Source organism: Commensalibacter sp. B14384M2 (assembly GCF_016101865.1).
Classification (GTDB): Bacteria; Pseudomonadota; Alphaproteobacteria; order Acetobacterales; family Acetobacteraceae; genus Commensalibacter; species Commensalibacter melissae.
In genome coordinates this window covers 344,638-370,538 of the sequence record NZ_JACFPS010000001.1, presented here as the reverse complement: position 1 = coordinate 370,538, position 25,901 = coordinate 344,638, and the positions used below count along the sequence as shown (strand labels likewise).

Annotated in this window: 21 protein-coding genes; 9 read left to right on the top strand and 12 right to left on the bottom strand. The window is 39.0% G+C overall.

Going from position 1 to position 25,901, the window contains the following annotated elements; genetic code table 11:
- The first annotated feature begins 8 nt into the window (after window positions 1-8).
- The 4 genes from H3R33_RS01680 (at window position 9) to H3R33_RS01665 (ending at window position 4,506) form a co-directional block, all read left to right on the top strand.
- Complete coding sequence (locus H3R33_RS01680; protein WP_198184615.1) at window positions 9-1,199, top strand: aspartate aminotransferase family protein; 1,191 nt, start codon at window positions 9-11, stop codon at window positions 1,197-1,199.
- 9 nt (window positions 1,200-1,208) lie between these two features.
- Window positions 1,209-2,192, top strand: coding sequence for an ornithine carbamoyltransferase (argF, locus tag H3R33_RS01675; protein ID WP_122123811.1), 984 nt, complete (start codon window positions 1,209-1,211; stop codon window positions 2,190-2,192).
- Window positions 2,193-2,276: 84 nt separating this feature from the next.
- Window positions 2,277-3,197, top strand: a complete 921-nt coding sequence (locus H3R33_RS01670) for an Hsp33 family molecular chaperone HslO (RefSeq protein ID WP_198184614.1) — start codon at window positions 2,277-2,279, stop codon at window positions 3,195-3,197.
- 436 nt (window positions 3,198-3,633) lie between these two features.
- On the top strand, window positions 3,634-4,506 hold the full coding sequence (locus H3R33_RS01665) for a hypothetical protein (RefSeq protein ID WP_198184613.1): 873 nt from the start codon (window positions 3,634-3,636) through the stop codon (window positions 4,504-4,506).
- A gap of 3 nt (window positions 4,507-4,509) precedes the next feature.
- Here H3R33_RS01665 and H3R33_RS01660 read toward each other — a convergent pair whose 3' ends face one another.
- The 4 genes from H3R33_RS01660 to H3R33_RS01645 all read right to left on the bottom strand — a co-directional run bounded on the left by H3R33_RS01660 (window position 4,510) and on the right by H3R33_RS01645 (window position 9,476).
- On the bottom strand, window positions 4,510-5,088 hold the full coding sequence (locus tag H3R33_RS01660) for an LUD domain-containing protein (protein WP_198184612.1): 579 nt from the start codon (window positions 5,086-5,088) through the stop codon (window positions 4,510-4,512).
- Complete coding sequence (locus H3R33_RS01655; RefSeq protein ID WP_198184708.1) at window positions 5,081-6,556, bottom strand: lactate utilization protein B; 1,476 nt, start codon at window positions 6,554-6,556, stop codon at window positions 5,081-5,083. The genes H3R33_RS01660 and H3R33_RS01655 overlap by 8 nt, the downstream gene beginning before the upstream one ends.
- Window positions 6,553-7,296, bottom strand: coding sequence for a (Fe-S)-binding protein (locus H3R33_RS01650; protein WP_110438287.1), 744 nt, complete (start codon window positions 7,294-7,296; stop codon window positions 6,553-6,555). Before H3R33_RS01650 ends, H3R33_RS01655 begins: the two co-directional genes overlap by 4 nt.
- A gap of 98 nt (window positions 7,297-7,394) precedes the next feature.
- Window positions 7,395-9,476, bottom strand: a complete 2,082-nt coding sequence (locus H3R33_RS01645; protein WP_198184611.1) for a protein-disulfide reductase DsbD — start codon at window positions 9,474-9,476, stop codon at window positions 7,395-7,397.
- Window positions 9,477-9,564: 88 nt separating this feature from the next.
- Between H3R33_RS01645 and hrpB the strand changes: the two genes are divergently transcribed.
- From hrpB to H3R33_RS01625, 4 genes are all read left to right on the top strand, one after another.
- Complete coding sequence (hrpB, locus tag H3R33_RS01640) at window positions 9,565-12,027, top strand: ATP-dependent helicase HrpB (RefSeq protein ID WP_198184610.1); 2,463 nt, start codon at window positions 9,565-9,567, stop codon at window positions 12,025-12,027.
- Window positions 12,028-12,067: 40 nt separating this feature from the next.
- The gene (locus tag H3R33_RS01635) at window positions 12,068-13,240 is read left to right on the top strand and encodes a S1C family serine protease (protein ID WP_155568306.1); all 1,173 of its coding nucleotides are present in this window, start codon (window positions 12,068-12,070) and stop codon (window positions 13,238-13,240) included.
- Between the two features lie 265 nt (window positions 13,241-13,505).
- Entirely contained in the window at window positions 13,506-14,573 is a 1,068-nt protein-coding gene (locus H3R33_RS01630) for a hypothetical protein (protein WP_110438291.1), read from the top strand.
- 150 nt (window positions 14,574-14,723) lie between these two features.
- Window positions 14,724-15,797: a hypothetical protein gene (locus H3R33_RS01625; RefSeq protein ID WP_198184609.1), complete on the top strand. Its 1,074-nt coding sequence runs from the start codon at window positions 14,724-14,726 to the stop codon at window positions 15,795-15,797.
- Between the two features lie 5 nt (window positions 15,798-15,802).
- On the opposite strand, the gene H3R33_RS01620 is transcribed toward H3R33_RS01625, so the two are convergent.
- The 6 genes from H3R33_RS01620 to H3R33_RS01595 form a co-directional block, all read right to left on the bottom strand.
- Window positions 15,803-16,195, bottom strand: coding sequence for a DUF3293 domain-containing protein (locus tag H3R33_RS01620; protein ID WP_198184608.1), 393 nt, complete (start codon window positions 16,193-16,195; stop codon window positions 15,803-15,805).
- A 2-nt stretch (window positions 16,196-16,197) separates the two neighbouring features.
- A complete protein-coding gene (gene rodA, locus H3R33_RS01615) occupies window positions 16,198-17,355 on the bottom strand; it encodes a rod shape-determining protein RodA (protein WP_110438293.1) in 1,158 nt (385 codons plus the stop codon).
- A gap of 12 nt (window positions 17,356-17,367) precedes the next feature.
- Window positions 17,368-19,293 carry a penicillin-binding protein 2 gene (mrdA, locus tag H3R33_RS01610; protein WP_198184607.1) on the bottom strand — a complete coding sequence of 642 codons (1,926 nt, stop codon included), beginning with the start codon at window positions 19,291-19,293 and terminating at the stop codon, window positions 17,368-17,370.
- A 13-nt stretch (window positions 19,294-19,306) separates the two neighbouring features.
- Window positions 19,307-19,888, bottom strand: a complete 582-nt coding sequence (locus tag H3R33_RS01605; RefSeq protein WP_230882768.1) for a hypothetical protein — start codon at window positions 19,886-19,888, stop codon at window positions 19,307-19,309.
- Window positions 19,889-19,890: 2 nt separating this feature from the next.
- A complete protein-coding gene (gene mreC / locus H3R33_RS01600; RefSeq protein WP_110438295.1) occupies window positions 19,891-20,799 on the bottom strand; it encodes a rod shape-determining protein MreC in 909 nt (302 codons plus the stop codon).
- A 136-nt stretch (window positions 20,800-20,935) separates the two neighbouring features.
- Window positions 20,936-21,982 (bottom strand): rod shape-determining protein, encoded by a 1,047-nt coding sequence (locus H3R33_RS01595; RefSeq protein WP_110438296.1) that lies wholly within the window; start codon window positions 21,980-21,982, stop codon window positions 20,936-20,938.
- A 475-nt stretch (window positions 21,983-22,457) separates the two neighbouring features.
- Between H3R33_RS01595 and H3R33_RS01590 the strand changes: the two genes are divergently transcribed.
- A complete protein-coding gene (locus H3R33_RS01590) occupies window positions 22,458-22,787 on the top strand; it encodes a hypothetical protein (protein ID WP_196424715.1) in 330 nt (109 codons plus the stop codon).
- 31 nt (window positions 22,788-22,818) lie between these two features.
- Here H3R33_RS01590 and H3R33_RS01585 read toward each other — a convergent pair whose 3' ends face one another.
- Both H3R33_RS01585 and H3R33_RS01580 read right to left on the bottom strand, forming a co-directional pair.
- On the bottom strand, window positions 22,819-24,393 hold the full coding sequence (locus tag H3R33_RS01585; RefSeq protein WP_155568309.1) for a 2-isopropylmalate synthase: 1,575 nt from the start codon (window positions 24,391-24,393) through the stop codon (window positions 22,819-22,821).
- Window positions 24,394-24,686: 293 nt separating this feature from the next.
- Window positions 24,687-25,592: an N-acetylmuramoyl-L-alanine amidase gene (locus H3R33_RS01580; RefSeq protein WP_198184606.1), complete on the bottom strand. Its 906-nt coding sequence runs from the start codon at window positions 25,590-25,592 to the stop codon at window positions 24,687-24,689.
- Between the last annotated feature and the right edge of the window lie 309 nt (window positions 25,593-25,901).

The following is a 25,901-nucleotide window of genomic DNA, read 5'->3' as shown; positions in this document are numbered from 1 at the left end:
GAGAGATTATGATTTCCGCTTTGATGCCCACCTATAATCGTGCAGACCTTGCCTTTGACCATGGAAACGGCGTGTGGCTTTTTACGGTTGATGGGCGACGATTTCTGGACTTCGGGGCTGGAATTGCAACATCATCTCTAGGTCATAATCATCCCCTTTTATGTAAAGCCATTTCGGAACAGGCAAAAAAAGTCATTCATGTTTCCAATTTATACCAAATTCCTCAGGCAATAAAATTAGCCGAAAGATTAATAGCAATAAGTTTTGCCGACAGTGTGTTTTTTTGCAACTCTGGGGCAGAGGCAAACGAAGGAGTCATAAAGGCTATTCGTCGCGCCCAATATAAAAACAACCATCCAGAAAGAACAGATATCATCTGTTTTAATCACGCTTTTCATGGAAGAACTATTGCAACTTTGAATGCGACAGGCAATCAAAAATATCTGGAGGGTTTCGGGCCTAAAATACCTGGAATCAAACATATTCCAATACATGATATTGACCTGGTAAAAGAAGCCATTGACCAGAATACGGCAGGATTTCTGATCGAACCCATACAAGGCGAAAGTGGAATCACTGTTATTTCTCCTGATTTTCTAAAGGCATTGCGACAAATTTGTGATGAGAATGATCTTTTCCTAGGATTTGACGAAGTTCAGTGCGGAGTTGGCAGAACAGGTAAATTTTTTGCCTATCAATGGACAGATATTGAACCTGATATTCTTTCATTGGCAAAGGGTATCGCCGGGGGCGTACCCATGGGCGCTTTTCTTGCCAAGGAAAAAATCGCCAAACACATGACCTTTGGAACGCATGGATCAACCTTTGGAGGAAACCCTCTTGCATGTGCGGCTGGAAATGCAGTTATGGATATCATATTGAAACCTGGATTCCTGAAAAATATACGGGAAACAGGACTGTATCTAAAGGAACAACTGCAACAATTAACCGAGATTTATCCAGATGTTTACGCTGAAGTTCGCGGAAAAGGTCTTTTATTGGGATTAAAGGGAGCCATTCCTGCAAACGAGATACAAAATGCGGCCCTAGAGCAAAATCTACTGACCGTATTGGCAGGAAATAATGTCATTCGCATAATTCCTCCCCTAATTATAACCAAGGAGGAATGCCTGGATGGTATTCACCGGTTAAGAAATGCTGCCGAGCAATTACGTAAAAACCTGAAATCTGTTCAATGAGTAATTTCTATGAATAACCCAATTATTTCTCAATCCAAAAAAATAAAACACTTTTTAGAACTCAAAGATATTAGTAAACAAAATTTAAGAGATATAATCACCCTTGCCTCTCAAATCAAAGGAATGCAGGAAGATAGAAAATATCCCTCACATCCTGCCCAACCTCTGAAAGGACGTTCAATCGCACTTATCTTTTCCAAACCTTCAACCCGTACACGCGTATCTTTTGAGGTGGGAATTCATCAACTGGGCGGTAATCCGATTGTTTTATCAACCAGTACAATGCAGATTGACCGGGGCGAAACCATTGCCGATACTGCCCGCGTTCTTTCAAGATTTGTGGATGGCATAGTTCTTCGAACAGGCTGTACCGAACATTTGACCGAATTGGCACAATTAAGTTCAGTCCCCGTTATTAACGGACTGACTCCCGCCTCGCATCCTGGACAAGTCATGGCTGATGTCATGACCTTTGAAGAACATAAAGGTCCTATCAAGGGACGTGTAATTGCCTGGGTTGGCGATGGTAACAATGTTGCAAATTCTTTCATTGAAGCTGCCGCACAATTTGATTTTACTCTTAAATTAGCCACCCCACCCGATTTATTACCCTCAAAAACCATACTGTCATGGGCCAAAGAAATGGGGGCAGACATTCAGCTGACCACAGATCCAAAAAAGGCAGTTAAAGATGCGGATTGTATTGTTACCGATACCTGGGTTAGCATGTCTGATAATGATTCTGAAAAACAACAACGCTTGAAATTATTGCATCCTTATCAAGTTAATCTCGATTTAATGAAACTAGCCGCCCATGATGCCATTTTCATGCATTGCTTGCCTGCCCATATCGGTGAAGAGGTAACCGCTGAGGTTTTTGAAAGTAAACAATCAGTTGTCTTCGATGAAGCTGAAAATCGTCTTCATGCACACAAAGCCATTCTGATTTGGGCTTTGATGGGTGATAATTGGCGTGATTACGGCTCCCGTTAATTCCATTCTTGAAATAGACAATATTTAGCCTATCTTTTCAAAAAAGATTTCTCGGCTATTCGCTTTTTTCTTGAGAAGATAACCATGAAAAACCTTCATCATTCCAATAATGATCGACCCAATGTTCCAGATATTACCTACGGCAAGGGAATTACGCCTTTTTTCTTCTCTTCGGCAAGAGGAAGGCTCATTCGTTTGGGACCTGTAGCTCATTCCATTCTTGAACGCCACAACTACCCAGACTGTATCACCAAACTGGGAGGTGAAGCTTTGTCATTAGTTGCTGGCCTGGCTTCATCATTAAAATTTGAGGGATCTTTTTCTTTGCAAATCAAGGGAGAGGGAGTCGTGTCAATGTTGGTTGCTGATTGTACCCATAAAGGCGAGCTACGCTTCTATATTCGTTATGACAAAGACAAAATAAATGATTTTACTGAAAATGCATCAGCAAAAACACTTTTGAAAAAAGGATTATTCGTTCTGACCGTAGACCAACAAGACAAAAAAGACAATTATCAGGGGATGGTTGAACTGACAGGAGAAACACTTGCAGAAATGGCCAGTCACTATTTTGAAAATAGTGAGCAGTTTCCCTATTCAATTCAATTATATTGCGAATGCTATCAAAATAAATGGCAAGCTGGCGGCCTAATTCTTGAAAAAATTGCCCATGAAAATTCAATCGTTTTGAAACCAACCACTGAAAATGATGAAAAAGAATGGGAAACAATATGTATTTTAGCCAACACTTTAAAAGCTTCAGAGTTATTTGATAAAAATCTGGCTTCAGAAAAATTACTTTATCGTCTTTTCAACAGTTTGGAATTTTCTGTTGGCAAGCCGAAAAGTGTCGCTTATGGTTGTCGTTGTTCCCGATCAAGGTTACAAGAGGTCTTGAACAATTTTTCCAAAGATGAACTTGATAGCATGGCAGAAAATGAAAAAATTATCATGACATGCGAATTTTGCTGTTACGATTTTATTTTTTCTCGTAAAGAAATCTAATAAAAATAATATCGATTAATAAGCAAATTCAAAATAATGTTAAAATTTTCTATTTGTTGAATATAAACAAATGTGAATTCTATAGAATTTTTACTAATTATAATATTCACTTTTTAATTTTTAAATAACCAAAAAACAGATAAAAAACTGTCTTAATAAATAACACCTAATAAAATTATGATTTCTTCGTATTGTTTCAAACAAATAAGCTTTTAACTCTCTATTATCATAATCATTGTCATATTTTATTCTAAACAAATTATATCATTCATAAAATTGGAATAGTAATATGATATAATTTTTTCAAAAGATTTGTTATCATGACTAAATTTTGGAATAGGATTATATCATGATAAACAGGTTAAATATATACGTATAATTAACCTGTTTTAACGTAACCAGCAATTAATGAATTTATAAATATCAAGGGGTTGTCATGTCATTCGAATTACGCAAATCGTTATCATATCGATTTAAATTTTATTTATCTGCATTTTTATGGATTAGTCCGGTCGTGATATTATCAGCTTGTGCACATAAAGATACCACTCAATATGCACCACTAACATATGATTATCTAACCCCTATATTCCTGAATGTTGGACAAATAAGCATACAGGATCATTCTAACGCAAATCAATATCCAAGGGATATTTCCAATTTAAGCCCGACCCCTCCCGCCATGGCCTTGAATAACATGGTTAATAATCGTCTTAAAGCAAGAGGCACATCCGGAAAGGCTATATTTACAATCAGCCGAGCTTCTTTGCAAGAAAACAATGATGATGCCGTTTACGGGCAAATTGATATTCGTCTTGATATTTATAACAACAATAATAGAAAAGTTGGCTCAATTCAGGTCAGTACAAATCATACATACCAGACTGATCATAATAAGGGAGACTTAGATAGTCGAGCAAATTTATATGATATTACCCAAAAAATGATGCAAGATGTCAATGTGGAACTAGAATATCAAATTCGCAATCATTTGGAGCCCTGGATTGTTGATGCCACAGGCACACCAATTTCAGACTCAATTAAAACACAGGATTTGAATGATAAGGCATCTTCAACCGCTGTAAAACATGATATGTTCCCTCCCGATCACAGGACTATAGCACCTGCCACCAACAAACCTTCTGCTTCAAACGCAGATTTAAATGCTGTTTTCCCTGATGGCATTCCCAACAATGAATCTGCCGCACCCCCAGTCCATGATACACAACCTGTTTCTTCAACTAAAGGTAAATATCCTGTTGGGGTATTGGGAACACTGCCTCAATCAGCCATTTCCAAAAAATACTAGATTCTAAAGCAATAACAAGGAAAATGAACGTACACCCTGGGCGCCATGGATCAATACCCCTTCAATATCTGCGGTGGCCGAGGGACCTGTATGTAGTGCTGCATAATGATTTCGCCTCCATTCCGGACGTGCATACGCATCATGCAGGTTTTCCACGATTTCGGAGCTGTTCAATAAAACGACCAGATGTTGCGGCAAATAACCTAAAGTATTTACAACCAGATCTTTTTCGGTAAGACAAACAGATCCTGTTTCAGCCACACCAAAACTTGCCCTGACAACTGCATAGTCAATATCATGCAAACTATTCGGAGGCGTTTGATCCGTTATATTATAATCACCCTTTATTTCCCTAACAACAGAACAGATATTCTTTGCGTTTGAAAGTTTTTCATAAATCGACTCAAAAGGATTATCGGCATGATTTTCCAGTAATTCACCCCCCATCTGCTCAAAAACTTTCTTAAATTTTTTTATCAAATCAGGATCATTCTGGTGAAAAAAGGGAACAGAAGGAGGCTTAACATATTCATCAACACAGGCCTTGCGGATTTTGCCCAAAATGATATCACGACTATTCATTAACACTTTCCTTTTTCAGATAATTCTTTTCATACCAGCCATGAAAGGTCTCCTTGGGTGCAGGTGGCAAATCTCTCTGCTTTCCCCATTTATTGAGGTTATTGTAAACAATAAAATGTGGGAGATATTTCAATGCCCGATCGGCATTTTTTATCGCGGCCCTGTACAGGGCTGGATTGCCCAAAATTTTCCCGGCGGCCTGCATCAATATTCTTTTTGCAAGTGACAATTCACCCTTTTCTGCCAATGTCTCTCGCCACTCAAAAATTTGTTCATGAATATTGATTTTAACAGGACAGACATTGGAACAACTGCCATTCAAGGTTGAGGCAAAGGGAAGATTACGAAATTTATGTGCATTGTATCCCGGACTAAGTATCAAACCAATTGGCCCTGCATAGGTACTTCCATAACTTAATCCACCACTACGACGAAACACGGGACATGTGTTCATACAGGCACCACAGCGTATACATTTCAAGCCTGCCTTGAATTTCTTGTCAGCTAAACGGGTGGAACGCGTATTATCGACCAGTATGACATGCATTTCCCCGCCATGATGTCTGGGCCCCCGGAAATAAGATGTATATTGTGTTATTGGGGAACCTAGCGCACTACGTGACAATAAACGAATGAATACTGCCAGATGTTCAAGCCCTGGAACTATTTTTTCAATTCCGACCGTTACAATATGCATCCCGGGTGTATTGGCAGAAAGATCGGCATTCCCTTCATTCGTGCAAACAACCACCGCACCCGTTTCAGCAACCAAAAAATTTCCTCCTGTCATGCCAGCTTCGGCTTTCAGGATCAAGGGACGATTTGTTTCGCGCTGGGTTTCGGCAAGATAATGTATATCATTATTGCCCGCCTGTGCCCCGAGAGTTTTGGTAAAAACCCTGGAAACATCCGTACGGGATTTGTGAACAGCCGGAACAACAACATGACTTGGATCCTCATTGTCCAATTGCTGGATCCGTTCACCCAGATCCGTTTCAATTACGTTGATCCCCTCCTTTTCCACAGCCTTTCGCAAACCACATTCTTCCCCAAGCATGGATTTGCTTTTCACTAAAATTTTGGTCTGGCGTTTTTTCATCAACTCGATGGCAATCGAATTACACTCTTCAGCATTTTGCGCCCAATGAACATGAATACCATTATCTTTGGCATTTTTTTCAAACATTTCGAGATAATGAGCAAGATGATCAAGCGTGTGCTCCTTGATATCCGAAGCCAACTGTCTAAGTTCCTCCCATTCTGGGATAAGATGCATTTGCGCATCACGCTTTTTACGTAAATCCCATAAACGGTTATCATGCATTTTCTCGTGGGCCTGCGCAGCGATAAAGCGATTGGCGGCTTCAAGCTGATCTATGGGTTTATTACCTTTGACAACCGCGCCCCTTGCGCCAACTTCATGTTGAAGCGCCGCATCATTCACGTCTGAATTAATATTGACATTCATTGTAGATCTCCATTCAGAACGCGTGCAATATGGGCATATTTCACGGGAATTTTCATCCGTTGCGCGCATCCCTGCTGATGCATGAGACAAGAGCTGTCTGCGGAAATTACGTATTCTGCACCGCTATTATATTGGTCCATAACCTTATCCTGACCCATTTTTGCTGAAACACCCTCCTCAAAAACTGAAAAAGTCCCCCCAAAACCACAACACTCATCAGGACGTGTCAATTCAACAAATTCAATTCCTCTTACCTTTTCAAGCAAATCCCTGGGTTTTGAGAAATATGGTTCCCTCAATTCTGACATGCTCGCATGTCTTAGTCCTCTCAATGCATTGCAATTATTATGAATGGCAACCTTGTAGGGAAAAAACGCCCAGGGAAAAGAATCAATCTTGAGAATATCATGCAGAAACTCAACCAGATCATAAGTATGCGTTCTGACATGTTTTACCTCATCAGTCTGTTCGATGGCATCAAAATTGGAACGAACCTGATGCGTACAGCTTCCCGATGGCATGACAATATAATCAAATTGCGAGAAATTCCTCACAAACAGGGTTTCAGTCGCGGCAGCCTCTTTATGACACCCCGTATTAGTCATGGGTTGACCACAACAGGTTTGATCAAAAGGATATGTAATATCCAGATCAAAACGTTCCAATAACTTTAAAGTTGAAATACCAACTTCAGGTTCCAATGCATCCATGTAACATGGAATGAATAACCCTACCTTCATTTGTACAAACCTTGATATCCATTTATAATTATTATATTTTCAATGGCAATTTATCACTTTATGAGTTGTTTCACTACTTGTAATTATTATTTCGATTTTTAATTTTTAACATTTTCAATATTTTTTATCACCAAATCCGGGGTCAGGATTTGGGGCAACACCCTGGGGTTTCCATAGGCAGGATAATAGATATAAAGTGGAACCCCTTCCCGTCCAAACTGTTTTAGAAAACGACTGATTTCATTATTGTGATGTGTCCAATCACCAATCACATATTGAATATGATGACGATGGAAATAGTCTCTTACTTTTCGGTTGGATAAGGCAACCTTATCATTAACGAGACATGTTAGACACCAACTTGCCGTCATGTTAACAAATACAGCTTTATGATCAATCTGCAATTGCTGAACATTCTTTAATGAAAATACCATATATTCCCTATTTTCCACTGTTTCATTAGAGGATTGCACAAGATTCATTTCCGTGATCATACCCCCTAACAAAATGAAAATCAGAATAAGCGTGATACTGGAAACCCTTTGAAATACACGTGTAGCAGTTTTATATCGCAATAGCTGATTTTTACCCAATAACCATGCTCCAAATCCAATTAAAACACAGCCTAACAAAACAGTTAATAAAGATATGGACTGATCATGCTGATAAATTACCCATACCAGCCACACACAGCTAAGTAATAGGGGAAATGCCAAAAATTGCTTCAATATTTCCATCCATATTCCTGGTCTCGGTAAAAAACGGGTCAATTTTGGAATAAAAACCAATAGCAAATAGGGAAAGGATAGACCCAATCCCATTCCTATAAATATAAAAAAAGTTTTTTCGGCTGAACTATTTAAGGCGGCTGCTACAGCTATACCCATAAATGGCGCGGTGCAAGGTGTTGCAACCAAGACAGCAAGAATACCTGTAAGAAAATCAGAAAGGTAAGAGGATGAATTTGTTCTTGAATAAAATGAAAAATTTATCGTGAAGACATCCAGAAGATTTAAGGCAATGATAAATAATAACCAGCATAGAATTATCAAAAATGAAACCGATTGAAACTGGAAACCCCATGTTATCTGTTTTCCCATCCAGCGCAGACTTATAAATATGAGCGATATACCCGTAAAACTGCTTAAGATCCCTGCCGTGTATGACAGACATGACCGGTATTGATAGGCACGGTTTTTATTTCCCAAACGACTTAAGGATAACAATTTCATGGCAATGACAGGAAAAACGCAAGGCATGAAATTTAACAGGCACCCACCAAGAAAGGCACTGCTGATCAATAAAAATAGATTCAGAATATGTGAGACAGGTTTCTTTTTAATTATGGGATGAATTGACCAGTAATGAATCTTGCCATTGTAATCCTTCAATGCCAAGATACCAGCCAAGGACTGATCAAGCCGTTTTTTTGATAATAGGGGCAATTTCAATTCAAAATATTCTGGATTGATTTTAAAATGCTGTTTTTGATCTTGATCAATCAATCCCGATCTTTCTGGCATAAACCAAGCATCCTGCACTTGATCAAACAGAGGATCTGTTTTATTGCCCCACAATTTTCCATTTGGTGTAATGAATAAATTATGTTGCAAAGGCCTGGGTTTATTATTCAGTGATTTTTGAATCAAGATCGCTTCATTTGCCTGATTGATTTTTCCTTTTGGTAGATCAATTGTAAATTCGGCCTGCACGGGAACACAGATATTGGCACAAATCAACCACGTCGCCTTGATATGAAGATGCAGATCTTTGGCACGATAGGATTCTGGAATATGAAGATAAAAAGGTAAAATAACTCCCCCATCATATATGTAAGACAATAAACCTTTTTCAAACAACCGCTTGGGAACAGGCCATTCTATTTTTGGAAATATAATTTTTCTATCATGGTTGATTGAAACTTGTAACGAAGCAGGATCTCCCGCATCTCCCGGATTCAGCCAATAAGTGTGCCACCCTTGCTCCAGTTTGATTTTAAGGGCTAGTAAAGACCGATCAACATCATCATTGAAATCGCTTTCACTGATGATACTCGCCTCAACATGCGCTTTAAAGATTCTATCGCTTTCTTTACCCAAAATAACATGCGTGTTAAACCCTATTACAATCAATAATATAGCAATCCAGAATCGCACTTGATTTAATCCTGTCCCTGTCAATAATATTCCATTTTTATCTTAAAGATGAGATAAACAAAATTAATAATCATTCATGTCACCAAGCCATTTTATCGACTAGTCTCAACTTATGTTTAAACCTGATCCCATTTCCCTACCAATACAGAATACCTTACCAGAACTCCATGATCATCTACTTACCCATCAGAACTGTATTCTTGTAGCTTCACCAGGGTCAGGAAAAACAAGCCTTGTACCTTTGTCATTACTACAGGCTCCATGGCGAAACGGACATAGGATTATCATGCTGGAACCACGACGCATTGCCGCCCGAGCCGCAGCAAAACAGATGGCCTGTCTTTATCATGAAACCATTGGCCAGACGATAGGTTACAGAACCCGCATGGAAAAAGTGGCCAGTTCAAAAACCCGTATAGAGGTTGTCACACATGGGCTGTTCTTGAGACATCTTTTGAACAATCCATTTCTTGACCAAGTTGCCGCCATTATTTTTGACGAAATTCATGAACGTTCCCTTGAATCTGACCTCTGTCTTGCCTTGTGTCGTGATCTTCAAAAAAACCTGAGACCGGATTTAAGGCTCATCGCAATGTCGGCTACACCATCCTTGTCTCAACTACAAAAAATATTAAACTGTCAGATTATTGAAAATAAATCAAGAATACATCCTGTAACAATACATCATCGACAAAGAGATATTCATGCAATAAAAGATCTGCCCAAAATAACCGCAGCGGAAATAGAGAATGTTTATTACAAAAATCAGGGTAATATACTGGTATTTTTACCAGGCATTGCTGAAATTCATCGCACAATGAATATGCTTGCATTGCCAGATGCTGAAGTTCTTCCTCTGTATGGCGAATTACATTCCACAGAACAGGACAAGGCCTTGCGATCTGTCAGTGCCAAAGATAAAAGGCGGATAGTTTTGACCACTTCCATTGCTGAAACTTCCCTAACCGTTCCTGGCGTAAGGATTGTCATTGATGGAGGTTTTCGTCGTGCTCCTCAATTGGACGGAGACACTGGACTAACACGACTTTTAACACGAAGAATATCCAGGGCAGCAGCTGATCAAAGGGCCGGAAGGGCTGGACGTGAAGCTGAGGGAGTTGTCTATCGTCTATGGACCCAAGCGATGGAACGAAGTTTTATCCCGCATGATTCTCCTGAAATATTATCTAGTGAATTAAGTGAATTCTTATTGATTTGCAAAACATGGACAGACCTTATGGGAACCTCAATAAAGGAATTGGTCTTTCCTGATTTTCCTTCCAATGGCCTTCTTGAGGCGGCCGGCAATATACTGACTTTATTAGGTGCGTTAAATGAAAAAGGGCTCATCACTGATTTTGGTAAAAAAATTATTCAATTCGGTGCGCATCCACGTTTGGCGTCAATGATGTTAAGAGCAACCTCAAATGAAGAAAAGGCATTGGCGGCCGATCTGGCTGCATTACTGGAAGAGCGTGATCCTTTTCGTAAAAATCATGACCAATCCTGCGATATCCAAACTCGTCTGAACTGGCTACAAACCCTACCGCATAATCAACATGATAAGGAATTATGGCACCGTATCCACCATATAGGCCAGGAATATCGCAAAAGATTAAAAATACCACTCACCCAAAAATCTCTTGGAAATCCTGCCAAATTATTATGCGCCGCTTTTCCCGATCGATTGGCACAAAAACGTGATGAAATTGGATCATTCCGATTGGCAGGCGGTGGCAGTGCATATCTTTCTCAACAAGATATATTGGCAAAGGAAAAACTATTAATTGTTGCAAATATCCATACTCAGAAAAAAGCCAGAATCTGCCTGGCAGCACGCATGAATTCCGATATTCTTCCCGATTTTATCCTTAATCGGTCCCGTCATGTAGAAAATATTTCTATTGACCCAACCAATGGAAAAGTCATTGCCCGAAAACAAGTAAAATTTGGGCGGCTTATTCTACAAGACAGAAACGATATAGCCCCAGACGAAAAGGCTTATCCGGTCTTGCTTGGCTATGTTAAAAACAATTTTTATAAGGCTTTGAACTGGAACGAGGCTACGAAACAATTACAGTCACGTGCTTCATGGGCAAGACAATATTTAACAGAAGAAAAAATTCCGGATTTAACTGATGACAAGCTAGAATTACATATTGAAAAATGGCTATCCCCCTGGATCACACAAATCAATAATTTGAAAGATCTAAAAAAAATAGACTTAAAAAATATTCTCGAAGCCTATCTTGGTTATGATATTTGCCAAAAACTAAACCGGTTATTTCCTGAATTTATTATATTGAATCATAATAAATTTTATATTGATTATACACAACCCGCACCCATTATTTCAGCACATGCACAAAAATTTTATGGTATAAAAGATACTCCTTCTATTGCAAAAGGACAAATTCGATTACAATGCTGCCTTCTGTCCCCAGCCAATAGACCTCAAGCAGTAACCAGTGATTTGAAAAATTTTTGGAAAGAGGGTTGGAAAGATATGAGAAAAGATATGAAGGGGCGTTATCCCAAACATCACTGGCCAGAAAATCCCATGAATGACGAATAATAGTTTATTTAATAACTTAAATTTTTTGAATAGATTAATAATGTTTGTACCAATTGAATATTCAAACCAGATAAAAAAAAAGCTAGGTCTCAATCTCAAGACTTATCTCATTATTGTTTTATTCAATTTTCCCGTCTATGCCCAGGATATAAATAAAAAAGATATCGAACCATCAAAAACAGTCATTCCATCCGACACATTTACGGCCTCCGCAACACCACTTGTAGAAAATGGGCCTCTGACCTTTTCCCCGCTAGTGAAAAAAGTTGTACCAGCCGTTGTTAACATTTCGGTTTCCCAAAATATATATACAAAACAATCCAGAAACATTCATATACCACCCTCCTTAAAGGGAACACCATTTGAAAAAGAATTCAGGCAACGTCAACATACCCGCAACCGTAGGGTTACAGAAGCTGGGTCTGGTTTTATCATTGATCCCCATGGGATCATAGTAACCAATACGCATGTAATCGGGACTTCCAACAACATAACAGTATATCTTGCGAATGGAAAACGTTTCACAGCAAAAGTTATCGGTAATGATTCTCTCACAGACATAGCAGTCATCAAAATTGATAGCGATCATCCCCTTCCCTATGTACAATGGGGTGACAGTCGCAAAGTGGAGGTTGGTGACTGGATTCTTGCTGCAGGAAACCCTTTTGGCCTTGGTTCTTCCGTCACTGCCGGAATTGTATCAGCTCGTGGTCGCGATATTGGTTCCAGCCCTTTTGACGATTTTTTTCAATTGGATGCTCCAATGAATCCGGGAAATTCTGGAGGACCATCCTTTAACCTTGCCGGACAAGTTGTCGCCTTGAATACCGCAATTGTTTCCCCTACCGGAAGTTCTGTTGGAATTGGTTTTGGTATCCCCTCTGAAATCGCCGCCCCCATTGTTACTCAACTATGTAAAACAGGATTTATTGACCGCGGATGGCTTGGTGTTACCCTTGAAGAGGATTCTGGACACAATGGAGTGAAAATCATTGATCTTGATCTGGATGGCCCGGCCTACAAGGCAAAAATCAAAATTAATGACCGTGTTGAATTAATTGACGATCAGCATGTAGACACAATTCGTACTTTTATTAAAACAGTGGCCATTGCACATCCTGGATCAAATTTACAACTGACAATAAGGCGCAACAAGAAAACCATCAAACTTGATGTTACGGTTGGTCATCGACCAAAAGATGATGTAGAATAACAAATTTTTTTTATCTCTTGCTAAAATAAAATTTTTTTATAGATTGATATCATGAATACGAATAATTTTATTACATTGGTGATCAATTTTATCTTAAGATAACAATTAAATGAATATTTTAATCCATTTTAACAAATATAATATTTAATCTTTACTAATTACAAATGGTTATAAATACTATTAATTGATCACTTGAAATTATTTAATCATAAAAAATCGTTATAATTTTTTGTTTTCCCCATAACTTTGATTGAGGAATTTTTTGATGCATCGTCGTTTCATACAAACCCCTGTATCTCAATTTTTATTGTTTTGCAATAATACTAAAATAAATTTTTCGTTAATTTGCATCTCTGTGATATTTACTTCACATTACACATATGCAAGCAATGCATCTAAATCCGATATAAACAATTCATCAATCAATAATATATCCGACAGTGTCAATGTATTGGATGAACAACGATATACGGGTTCCCTTCTTTCCCCTTCAGGTGCCATTACCAAGGCAGGTATCCTTGCTTTGGAACCATATCTCCAATCTACAATCAGCCGTGGGGCCTATCAATCCGATGGAAGTGTCAAAAATAGCAAACACAGGACAGATTCAGCGGACAGTTTCCTTTTGATCAAATACGCCATTACCGATAATCTGACCATTCAGGCAACCCCACAGGTTAATTATGCCTGGAACGGTAAAACCACATCCAGCAGTGTACATATTTCTGACTTGCCTGTAGAATTTCAATACCGCTGGATTGACCAGGATAACGCACATTATCGACCCAGCTTCACGACTTTCCTGGGCATGAATTTTCCTACCGGCAATTTTGATCAGTTGAACCGTTCCCTTGATGCTTTTGGAAGTGGACAATATACCCTACGTTTTGGTCTTCATTCCCAAGCTGCCTATGAAATATTTCATCGCGCCATACGCTTCCGCTGGTGGGGTGTAGGTCGAAAACCTATTGGTCACCGAAATATCAAGGGGATAAGCAACTATGGTACAGATCAGGGTTTTGCAGGCACAGTCAGAGGTGGCTTATTTGGCAACGCCGGATTTTCATTTGAATTTGGAATAACCAAAGCATGGGTATTGGCCTTTGACTTTCAGTATGATTGGGCTCAGGGGACACATATTAAGGGAAATTATAATCACCAGCGTTATTTGCGCCATATCACAGGTGCCTCTCATGATTTTCAAATCGCTCCTGGTATAGAATATAACTTTACACCGGCCGTTGGACTTATCGCTGGTGCGGCATTGACCGTTGACGGCCATAATACCAATGATTTCATTCAACCTCAATGTGCCGTGAACATCGTTTTTTAATCTGATAAAATTTAACTTTTCATCAATATTGCAACCGTAAGCGATTGAACTATATAGAATAAGCAACTATCTGATAACCTTATAATTTATAACAATTATAAGGTCATTTTATAGAAGCATTATGAATTATCCCTGACTAGGAGCCATTTTATGACTCAAATTTTCAGCAATTCCTGTATTCTATTTCGTATGCTTAAAAACAGAATTAAAATTAGTTATTTTTGTTTTGTTTTTTTCGGTTTACTCAACCCTTCTGTAAACGTATACGCTGTCCCGAACGACATTGCGCTTGAAGCTACACAAGAGGAAAACAAGGAAGATACAGGTTCCAAAATTTTACAGGAACAAAGATATACGGGTTCCTTGTTGGCACCATCCGGAGCATTGGTCAATGCCGGGACTTTTGTTATCGAACCGTATTTGCAAAACACAATAAGCCGTGGTGCCTATCAGGCAAATGGAAAAACCAAGAATTCCAAACATAGAACTGATAATACCCTGAATTATACATTGGTTAAATATGCAGCAACCGATCGCCTGTCAGTTCAGATTGTGCCCCAGATCCGCTATACCTGGAACGGTCACACAACAGCTAGTACAGTTCATTTCTCGGATTTACCTTTTGAGATTCAATATCGTTGGATTGATCAAGAAGATGCCCATTACCAACCTAGCCTAACTACTGTCCTTGGCATGATCTTTCCAACAGGCAATTATAACAATCTTGGTCGTCATTTGGACGGTGCAGGAACAGGCAATTATACGCTGAGATTTGGATTGCAGTCCCAAGCCGCATATCAGGTATTTGATAAAGCCATTCGAGTTCGTGTTTGGGGTATGGGCAGGGAACCTCTGAATTCCGTTAATCTCCGCAATATTAGCAGTTACGGCACTGATACTGGATTTCGTGGAAAAGCAAGATCAAAACTTTTTGGCAATACTGGTTTTTCCCTGGAGTACGGTCTGGATAAAAAATGGTTAATGGCTTTTGACCTTGTTTATGATTGGGCAAAGGGCACTCGAATAAAAGGAGGATATCTTGATAAACCCCATTCCTATCAACGTAAAGTAAATGGTGCCTCCCATGACATTCAGGTTGCACCAGCAATCGAATATAATCCCTCCACCCGCATAGGTATTATTGTTGGAACGGCTTTAACCGTGGACGGACATAATGCAAATAATTTTGTTCAGCCTCAAATGGCGGTGAACTTTGTTTTCTAATTCAATCAATTCAGAAATACCAAACGCGATAATCGTTGATCTTGTATAACAACAATCGCGTTTTGACGAAACTTTCTTGCCAATACGATCGCCTTGCTGGGATCCATGACAACCATAAATAATGGCTCTGAAAAATTTCTTAAAGTTCCTGTCCCTTTTCTGTAATCATAGCCTGACAAATACAAGGAAAGTTTTTGCATCATGCGCTTGTTCCATCCCTTGGCCTTTATTCTTCCTCCCGGGTTACAGGCACTCATCATAACCAGTTTCTTACTTTTATAGCGTTTGGGTAAATTTAAAGGATAGTGCCCTATTCTGATTTTAACAGTTCCAGCCTGATATATACTTTTAATATAGTTAGATCTAATTTTATTTGTCGCAGGTAATATTCCAGTCATTATTATATCTTTTTATAAGATTGATCCTCACCAAATGTTGAATTTTTATGAACTTGTACAGATAATAAAAGACCAAATCCAAACATTACCGTCAGCAGGGCTGACCCTCCATAGGATACCATTGGTAACGGCACACCCCCCACGGGTATGGCACCCATAACCATTGAAAGATTAACTGCACAATAAAAAAAGAAATTCATCGTGATCCCCAATGCAAGCAAGCGACCAAACTGATTACGTGACCGCATGGCGATAACCATGCCCCCCACAATAATTAACAGTAATAACCCTATAACACAGATTCCCCCCACAAAACCCCATTCCTCTGCAATCATCGTAAAGATGAAATCAGTTTGTTTTTCTGGTAAAAAATTCAATTGCCCCTGTGTACCATGCAAATATCCCTGTCCCCACATTCCACCAGATCCCAATGCTATTTTTGACTGGATGATATTATATCCCGCTCCTAATGGATCATTTTCAGGATGCATGAAAGTGGTAATCCTCGCTTTCTGATAATCATGCAAATGATTATAAACCAACTTTATGACAAACGGGATCGGTGTTAGTAACAAAAGAATCAAATACCAGCGCATACCTGCCGCAAAAAAAATAACAGCCCCTATACAACCTATAATAACCGCTGTGCCCAAGTTCGGTTCTTTTAATACAAGAACAACAGGTAATAATACAAGGATTGCAGGAATAATCAGGCGTAATGGATTTGCCATCTGCTTCCAGCTAATTTTGTAAAACCAGCTGGACAATAAAAGAACCAAGGCAATTTTCATTAATTCAGAAGGTTGCAAGGCAATACCGCCAATTATAATCCAGCGCTCTGCTCCTTTACCCACATGCCCCATATGCAATACTGCAACCAATAACATTACAGCCAGTCCATAAAGAGGCCAAGCCAGTTTTACCAATATTTGCGGAGGAGTTAACGCCAACCCTATCATGATTATAAAACCCACGCAAAATTTAACAAATTGTGAATGAGCATAAGGATGGGAAGATCCTCCCCCAGCGGAATATTGGGCAAAATAACCAACCATTGCAAGAAGGCAGATCAATCCAACAAACAGCCAGTTAACTCGCCAAAGCTTGCCCAGAATTCTAAAATTTGGTTCTGCTCTTAATAAACGTTTCTCAAAAACCATTATGTCTATACTTCATTCAACTTCAGATGGTTTTGAATCACCTGTTTCCGTTCTTGTATTTTTAGACTGATCTTTTTCCCAATTTTTTGCAGGATCACACTTTAATGTTGCAACCATCATCTCACGTGCCAAAGGCGCCGCAACAGAAGCCGCAGCATTACCATGTTCTACAATTAAAGAGATAGCATATTGTGGATCATCATAAGGTGCAAAACAAATAAACAGCGCATGAGGACGATATTTCCATGGCAAATTAGCAGAGTTGAAATGGCCACTTTCTCTCAATGCACGGGAAACACTCTTTACCTGTGCCGTACCCGTTTTTCCAGCCAGTAACATACCATGATAGTCCATTTTTGCTTTTGCACCCGAACCTTTGTTTTCATTGACTACAGCATACATTCCAAACCTGATCATTTTTAGAAAATCAGGCTTGATATCCAGTTTTTGCCAATAGTTTGGATCTGCTTGCGGAACCAAAATATTATTGCGCTTCCTAATAAGATGCGGATCAATTTTTTTACCCGTGGCAATTCTCGCCACATAAGTGGCAAGCTGCAATGGGGTTACATGAACAAATCCCTGTCCAATACCGCTGACGATTGTATCACCTACATTCCAGTGATGTCCTCGGGACTCACGCCATTTAGGAGTGGGAATTAACCCGGAACGCACATGAGTCAACTCAATCGGCAACTCCACTCCCAAACCGAGCTTATCACATGTGGCATGAATTGCTTCCATTCCCGTCCTGCGGGCAACCTCGTAAAAATATACATCACAAGAATATTTTAGGGCACCATGCAAATCCAGTGACCCATGTCCATATTTATTCCAGCAATGAAACCGGCTTCCCCCATAATCATAATAACCCGGGCAATGAATACGCGTATTTTCCGTAATCGTTGAAGCTTCAAGCGCAGCTAGGGCAACAGCAGGTTTAAAGGTTGAACCGGGAGGATAGGAACCTGCCACTGCCTTGTTTGTTAAGGGACTCCTTTCATCTTGAATCCAGGTCTTCCATTGTGCATGACTGACACCACTGTCAAATAAGGAAGGATCAAAAGATGGATTACTGACCATTGCCATCACTTCCCCATTCCGACAATCTAAAATAACTGCGCTGGCGGATTGGTCCGCGACGATTGAGGAAATTTCCTTTTGCAATTCAACATCAATGGTCAAGGCCACATCCTGGCCCTGGATACTATCAACATGGCCTAATTCTGTAATGATATGTCCCACGGAATCTACTTCAACCTGAACCTCACCGGCCTTTCCACATAAATCATTTTCCTGAGTCTGCTCGATCCCGGACCGACCCACTCGCATACCTGGCAACGCCAAAATGGTATTCTGTGCAATGTCTTTATCATTTGGGGGCGCTACATAACCGACAATATGAGCCAACAAACCTTCCAATGGATAAAGTCTTTTAGTGCCCACATCAATGACAATACCTGGTAGGGAAGGCGAATTCACCTCGATAATCGTCATTTCGTCACGAGACAGAAAATCTTTCAACATAATGGGTATAAAACGACGTTGATGATCCAAATTCCATTGTATACGGGCGTAATCATGCTCATCCAAGGAAATTAAATCAGCAAACCGTTCTATCACATCAGAAACATTGTCTGTTTCTTCGGGTATAAGCATGGCCCTCCAATTTATCTTGTTATTGGCAAGAATGGCCCCGAAACGATCAAGGATACGTCCACGAGGTGGAGACAATAACCTTTTGCTTATAAGGTTTTTCTTGGCCATTTTTATATATCGGTCGCCATTTACAACCTGCAATTTATAAAGACGATTAGCCAATAAAGACAAGATCCCTGTTTGAGCCGCTAGAATCAAAATTGCCCGCCGCGTAAATACACGTCGCGAATTCGTATCTGACAATACATTTCTGATACGATAGGGTAATCTTTTCTTCATTTTACAAGTTGTTCTACACCTGTTCGGGATCAGCTATGGTACGATGGGCCCAGGTAAACATGATTGATAAGAGCGGATAAAATCCTATAGCAAAAACCATCTCAAATATAAAGTATGAAACTGAAACCAGCTTTAAACTTAACAAAGAAATCAACAGCCATTGTATAAAAAAAACACTCAATGCAATTATTGAAAAAATTAACCAGACTATTAAAAAATTATATCTTGCCAGACGAAAACGCTGCGTGATTGCCATTCCATAAACAATGAGTAAAATGAAAATCACAACACCAGGTGAGGAAAAGTTTAGGAGATCAATAAGAAACCCCAGAAAAAAAACACCAATTGCCGGCATGGAAGTTGGACGATAAATTGACCAAAAATAAACCGATGATATCACAATAGCCAATAAAAGTTCATTACGGCCAGGAATATTCAAGGGAACTGAAAAGATTAAAATTACAAACAGATTAAATCCCAAAGGAACCATCCAACGAATGACAGCATCAATTTTTTGACACCTCGTTAAAGAAGGACGTATCCCTGGATGCCTTTTATGTGTTTTACTTTCAGATGATTTTTCTTTTTTAATCATTCCTAATCATGGCCTAGTAATTCAGGATTGGCGACGGGCCTGGTTTTCATCTTCTTTTTAGCCAGATTTACACGTCCCGGTGCATCAGGTGGAATGATATCATAATTTTTAAAATCAAAAATTCGAACAATTCTCAGACTTTCCAATGAAGTGTAAGGCACAACAACGGGATGTCCAGGTTCAAGATAATGTACGAAACCAACAGGAATTCCAGTCGGAAAAGCGTTTCCTTTATTGTCAGTCAAAACTTTCTCCCCTTCAGTTGGAGGTTTATCTTCCGGGTAAAAAATCAATTTGGGATAAAGACTGTTATCACCAGCCATAATCGCCTGTACATGTGAACTCATCAAATTAACAGGAATTCGACTGGCAAGATCATTGATTAAGAGTATCCTGGCAGAACGATCACCAATTTCTGTCACTCTACCTATCAAACCGAAACCACTCAAGGCAATTTCACCGGCGTGCACGCCATGCCCCGGTTGTAGCATCACCAAAACTGCTTTATGATAAATTCCGCTTCCATCTGCGGCAACATGTGCGGTAATATAGGATATTGTCGGATCGGGTATCCAATGCAATTGATTTTTCAATTCAACATTTTCCTCTGCCAATCCTATTGCAACATGATACCATCCCTTAAGTTGCGCATTTTCCTCTTCAAGTTTCTTTTTTTCCTGAGAAATATTTTTAACTGTATTAACATTCAGAAAAAAACCATGAACAATATCAAACGGTCTCTCCACCAAAACATAGGCAGGCAAAAGAAAATCAATAACTTTTAACCGTATATCTTCTATTAATTTGGGTTTTGCCTGGCCAAGCAACATGATTAAACTCGCCATTACAAATAAGAATGGTAAGATTAATTTTGCCAACGCTTGCTTGATTTGAATGGATATAGGAATCATTATCGTAATATTTTTACGTTATTTTTCATTTTAAACCAGCTACTTAATATATAAGATGAGCAATATACCAAACTGTATATTGCTTATTAATATTAACGCTATTTTTTATATTTTCTCAATTGTGTTGACGTAACAACTAATACATAGTTGTTAAAACATTCCTAAGCTTTTTCATTTCCTCCAATGCACGTCCTGTTCCCAAAGCCACACAGTCCAATGGATTTTCTGCAACAATAATAGGTAACCCTGTCGCCTGTCGCAAAACATCATCCAGTCGAAGCAATTGACTGCCCCCACCTGTCAACATAATACCTTTATCAACAATATCTGCAGCCAGTTCCGGAGGGGTATTTTCTAAAGCAACGGATACTGCCTCGACAATTTGAGAGACCGGTTCAGCCAAACTATCGGCAATTTGCTCCTGGGAAACCAAAACTTCCCTTGGCACTCCATTCATCAAATCTCGGCCTTTTACTTCACGCCAAGGACCGCCATCCTCCTTGGAGGAATCGGGAATGGCGGCTCCCAGTTCCATTTTCAATTTTTCCGCTGAACTCTCTCCAATTAAAAGATTATGATTACGACGTATATAGGCAATGATGGCATCATCCATTCGGTCACCACCAACTCGAACGGAACGCGCATAAACAATTCCCCCCAGGGAAATTACTGCAACCTCGGTCGTACCTCCTCCGATATCAACAATCATGCTGCCAGAGGGTTCCGTAACTGGCAAACCGGCCCCAATTGCAGCAGCCATAGGTTCTTCAATCAGCTGAACCCGTCGAGCACCTGCACTTTCTGCGCTTTCCTGAATAGCTCGCCTTTCAACGGCCGTTGATCCCGATGGAACACAAATTACGATTTGCGGGCTGGCAAACATACGACGATTATGCACTTTATGTATGAAATGCTTAATCATCTCTTCCGCAACTTCAAAATCCGCAATGACACCATCCCGCATTGGCCGTATAGCAGTTATATTACCAGGCGTTCTTCCCACCATATTTTTGGCCTCTTCCCCAACGGCCAAAACCTGCTTTTTCCCACGAACATCAGCAATGGCAACAACTGATGGTTCATTCAATACTATTCCACGACCTTTGACATAGACTAGTGTATTAGCCGTTCCAAGATCAATTGCCATGTCTGCAGACATAAAACCAAACAGACGAGAAAACATCCAAAACTCCCGACAACAAACTTATAATTCTAACAAAAATTTGTCTTAAATTTCTATCATCACAATTTGATAGAAATTACCAACCCCTACTTTTCACAGTATTTCCTTTCGACTTACTCATTTACAACCAATGGAGCAAGCGTTATCTGGCAAATGCTATATAGCCTTATATATTATTTTTACCTTAAAGTATCGTTCACTAAAAAAAAATGTAAAAAAAATCATCTTCTACAATGTAATTACCTATTTTGAATACTATTTTTCTCATTTAAATAAAAATTCATTTAAAAAAAACGAATCGAAAATATAATTATTTAAACCCCCTTAGCATATTATTTATGTTTCACTGTTTATACGTTTTATTCTGACTTTTTTATGTCTTTTTAAAAATTAATTTTAATAATCAAAAATCAAATTTTCATAAAAATGACAAAAAACATGTTTTATATAAATAAATAACAAGGAGAATTTATAAATGTTTAGAATTAGCAAACAAACTTTTTTGGGGTTTTCAACCGTTATATTATCTGTTTCTTTTTTAACTGCCTGTGATAATGGCTATAGTGCTGGTGGAAGGGCAGGAACTGGTGCACTTATTGGTGGTGGAACCGGAGCAGCCATCGGGGCCCTTGCAGGAGGGGGAAGAGGAGCCGCTATTGGAGCTTTATCTGGTGGAGCGTTAGGGGCAGGTGTTGGCGCTTTGACAACGCCTAATCGTCCAGGACCCAATTATAATAATCAGTACTATCAAAACCAGCAATATCGTCAGCAACCAGTTAATAATTACAATTCATCCCGTCGTTAATCAAAAACGGCGTCAAAACGCCGTTCCATTTTTAAGAAACGTTTTCTGGTTTCTGTCGCTGACGCTTTGTTAACAATTTATTTAAAGCATGGACATAGGCCTTAACAGCAGAAACCACGGTATCAACATCTGTTCCTTGACCATCAACTGTTTTGCCATTCTCTTCCAACCTTACAGTTGTTTTTGCCTGTGCATCCGTTCCCTGCGTAACAGCCCCGATCGAAAATAGGGATAATGTTGCTTCAGGATGAGGGAAAATTTTCCTAATCGCATTAAAAGCTGCGTCAACCGACCCGCTATTTCCCGTAAATTCGATTTTTTTATTTTGTTTGTCAACTTCAAGAGTCAATAAAACCTCAGAAGCTCTTATCCCACTTTTAATTGACATATCAATAAACCGGATAAATTCATGATCTCTGACTTCATCATCAACCAAAGCCGAAATATCATCATCGTAAACCGTCTTCTTTTGATCAGCCAACGTCTTGAATCGCTGAAACGCCTCGTTTAATTTCTCATCAGAAAATTCATCATATCCCAATGATTTTAATTTGTCCCTAAAAGCAGCTCGACCCGAATGTTTACCCAAAACAAAAGAGGAACGGTTCCAGCCTACACTTTCAGGTGTCATGATCTCGTAGGTTTCTGCATTTTTCAACATTCCATCTTGATGGATACCACTTTCATGTGCAAATGCGTTTCTACCTACAATTGCCTTATTCGGTTGCACATCGAACCCGGTAATCGTTGATAAAGTCCGTGAGGCATTTAATAATTTCTTAGAAATTATCCTGTTATCATAAGGAAATTCATCATGACGTGTCCGTAAAATCATTGTTATTTCTTCCAGGGCAGCATTCCCGGCTCGTTCACCAATTCCATTGATCGTACACTCAACTTGCCTTGCTCCACCTTGCAGTGATGCGATAGTATTAGCCACCCCTAATCCCAAATCATTATGGTTATGACAAGAAAAAATGACCTGATCAGCACCTGGAACCCGTTCCAACAAATCTTTAAATATACGACGCATATCTTCAGGAGTTGAATAACCAACCGTATCAGGAATGTTAATTGTTGTCGCTCCATTTTTAATGGCCACTTCAACACAGCGACATAAAAAATCTGGGTCTGTGCGTGATCCATCCTCCGCTGACCATTGAACGTCATCTGTAAATTGTCTGGCCTTTTTATTTCCATCGGCAATAATTTCCAAAACGGTTTCAGGTTCCATACGCAATTTATATTTCATATGCAGTGGAGAAGTCGAAATGAAATTATGAATACGTTTACGCTTGGCCGGTTTTAAAGCTTCCCCCGCCTTTTCAATATCATTTTTACCACCTGAACGTGCCAAGCTACAAATAACTGAATCTTTGATTAGCTCAGCAATTCTGTAAACACTTTCAAAATCTCCTGTTGACGCAACGGGAAATCCTGCCTCGATTACATCAACTCCTAATTCAGTCAATATTCTAGCCATTCTCAGTTTTTCATCCAAATTCATTGAAAAACCTGGGGACTGTTCACCATCACGTAACGTTGTATCAAAAAAAATAACTCTATTTTTGTCAATTTTTCCAAATGATGGATGATTTATATTCATATCCGATGAACCTTCATAATCGTTTACAGGCATATTCTGGACGCAACTCACGCCCTCAGTTTGCCTATGAAAAAATAAATTTTTAAAGGAAATTACAAAAAAAACCCCTAAATAAGATAACCTATTTTACAAGGTTATCTTACCTAGGGGCTGCTAAGTTGAAAGATCAAACAAAACACAGATATCCGTTCTCTATTTTTAAAATAGAAAAATTTTTTTTCCATAAGAGAGAATACCATAAATTTCATGCTGATATGACATCACTTTTCCCCAAAAAAAGCAAGTCCTATTTTTTAGCCCGTTAAATGTGTTACACTTCCGCCAATTGTAAAATACCGATCAACAGCATTTTTCATGGACATGGCTATTAACTGTCTATATGAAGACTGACGTAAAGCGGCCTCATCTTTACGATTAGACATAAACCCCATTTCAACAAGAATTGATGGAATGTTTACCGATTTCAAAACCACAAAAGCGGCATGTCTTTTGGGATTAGGCAATAAACCAACACGGGAATTAAACGATAAGACAACATTTTGCGCCATTGCTACAGATTCTTTTTTTGTTTCCATTTTAACCAGACTGGCCAATATCTTTTCCACCGCTGGAGAAGTTACATGAATATTGGGGCCACCATAACGATCAGCTTGATTTTCAACTGAAGCCAATGCAGCAGATTGTGCATCAGATGCATGATTGGATAAAGTATAGACACTTGCACCTCGCACAGATGAATTCCGCAAGGCATCCGCATGCATCGATATAAAAAGGTTCGCCCCTTTTTTCTGGGCAAACTCTACACGTCCATTCAAGGGAATAAAATGATCTGAGCTTCTTGTCAGATAAACTTGATATCGTCCGGAGCGTCTCAACTGATTGGCAAGTTCCACAGCCGTAGCGTATGCAACATGTTTTTCATAGGTTCCAGAATATCCTATGGCTCCAGGATCCTTTCCACCATGACCAGGATCCAGCACAATTAATGGTAAAGCAGGTCTGGCTTTGCCAATGATAGCTGGCGTCTTGGTTTTACCTTTGAATGTCCTCATCTTGGAAGTGGATTTAACTTGATTACAACCTTTTCCAATTGTTCCAATTCTTTTTTGCCTTTTTTGTTTCATGGCAAATGAAAAGGAAGGAAACAAAACTCCTATTGACATTAATAACGTATTTCGTCTGGAAAAATTTAAAGCCATTTCAATCTATATTACCTTATCAAAATGTATATTAATAATGTTAATTCATGTCTAAAAATCTGTATACCCGAAATAGGATTCAGTGTATAATTCGACATTATTGCAATAATTCTACATTTTTTTTGATCAAAAGCCATAAATCACGTTTTTAGCAACAAAAAACCTTTGCTTTCATAACGCGTTTTGAGATATTAAAATAATTGTAGGTCTTTATTTTTAATAACAAATCAATAACCTATAAAGTCCTATAAATTATTGTTTATTTTTGATAGCGAAAATATGTCCATTTAATATTTACAAAAATTTAAT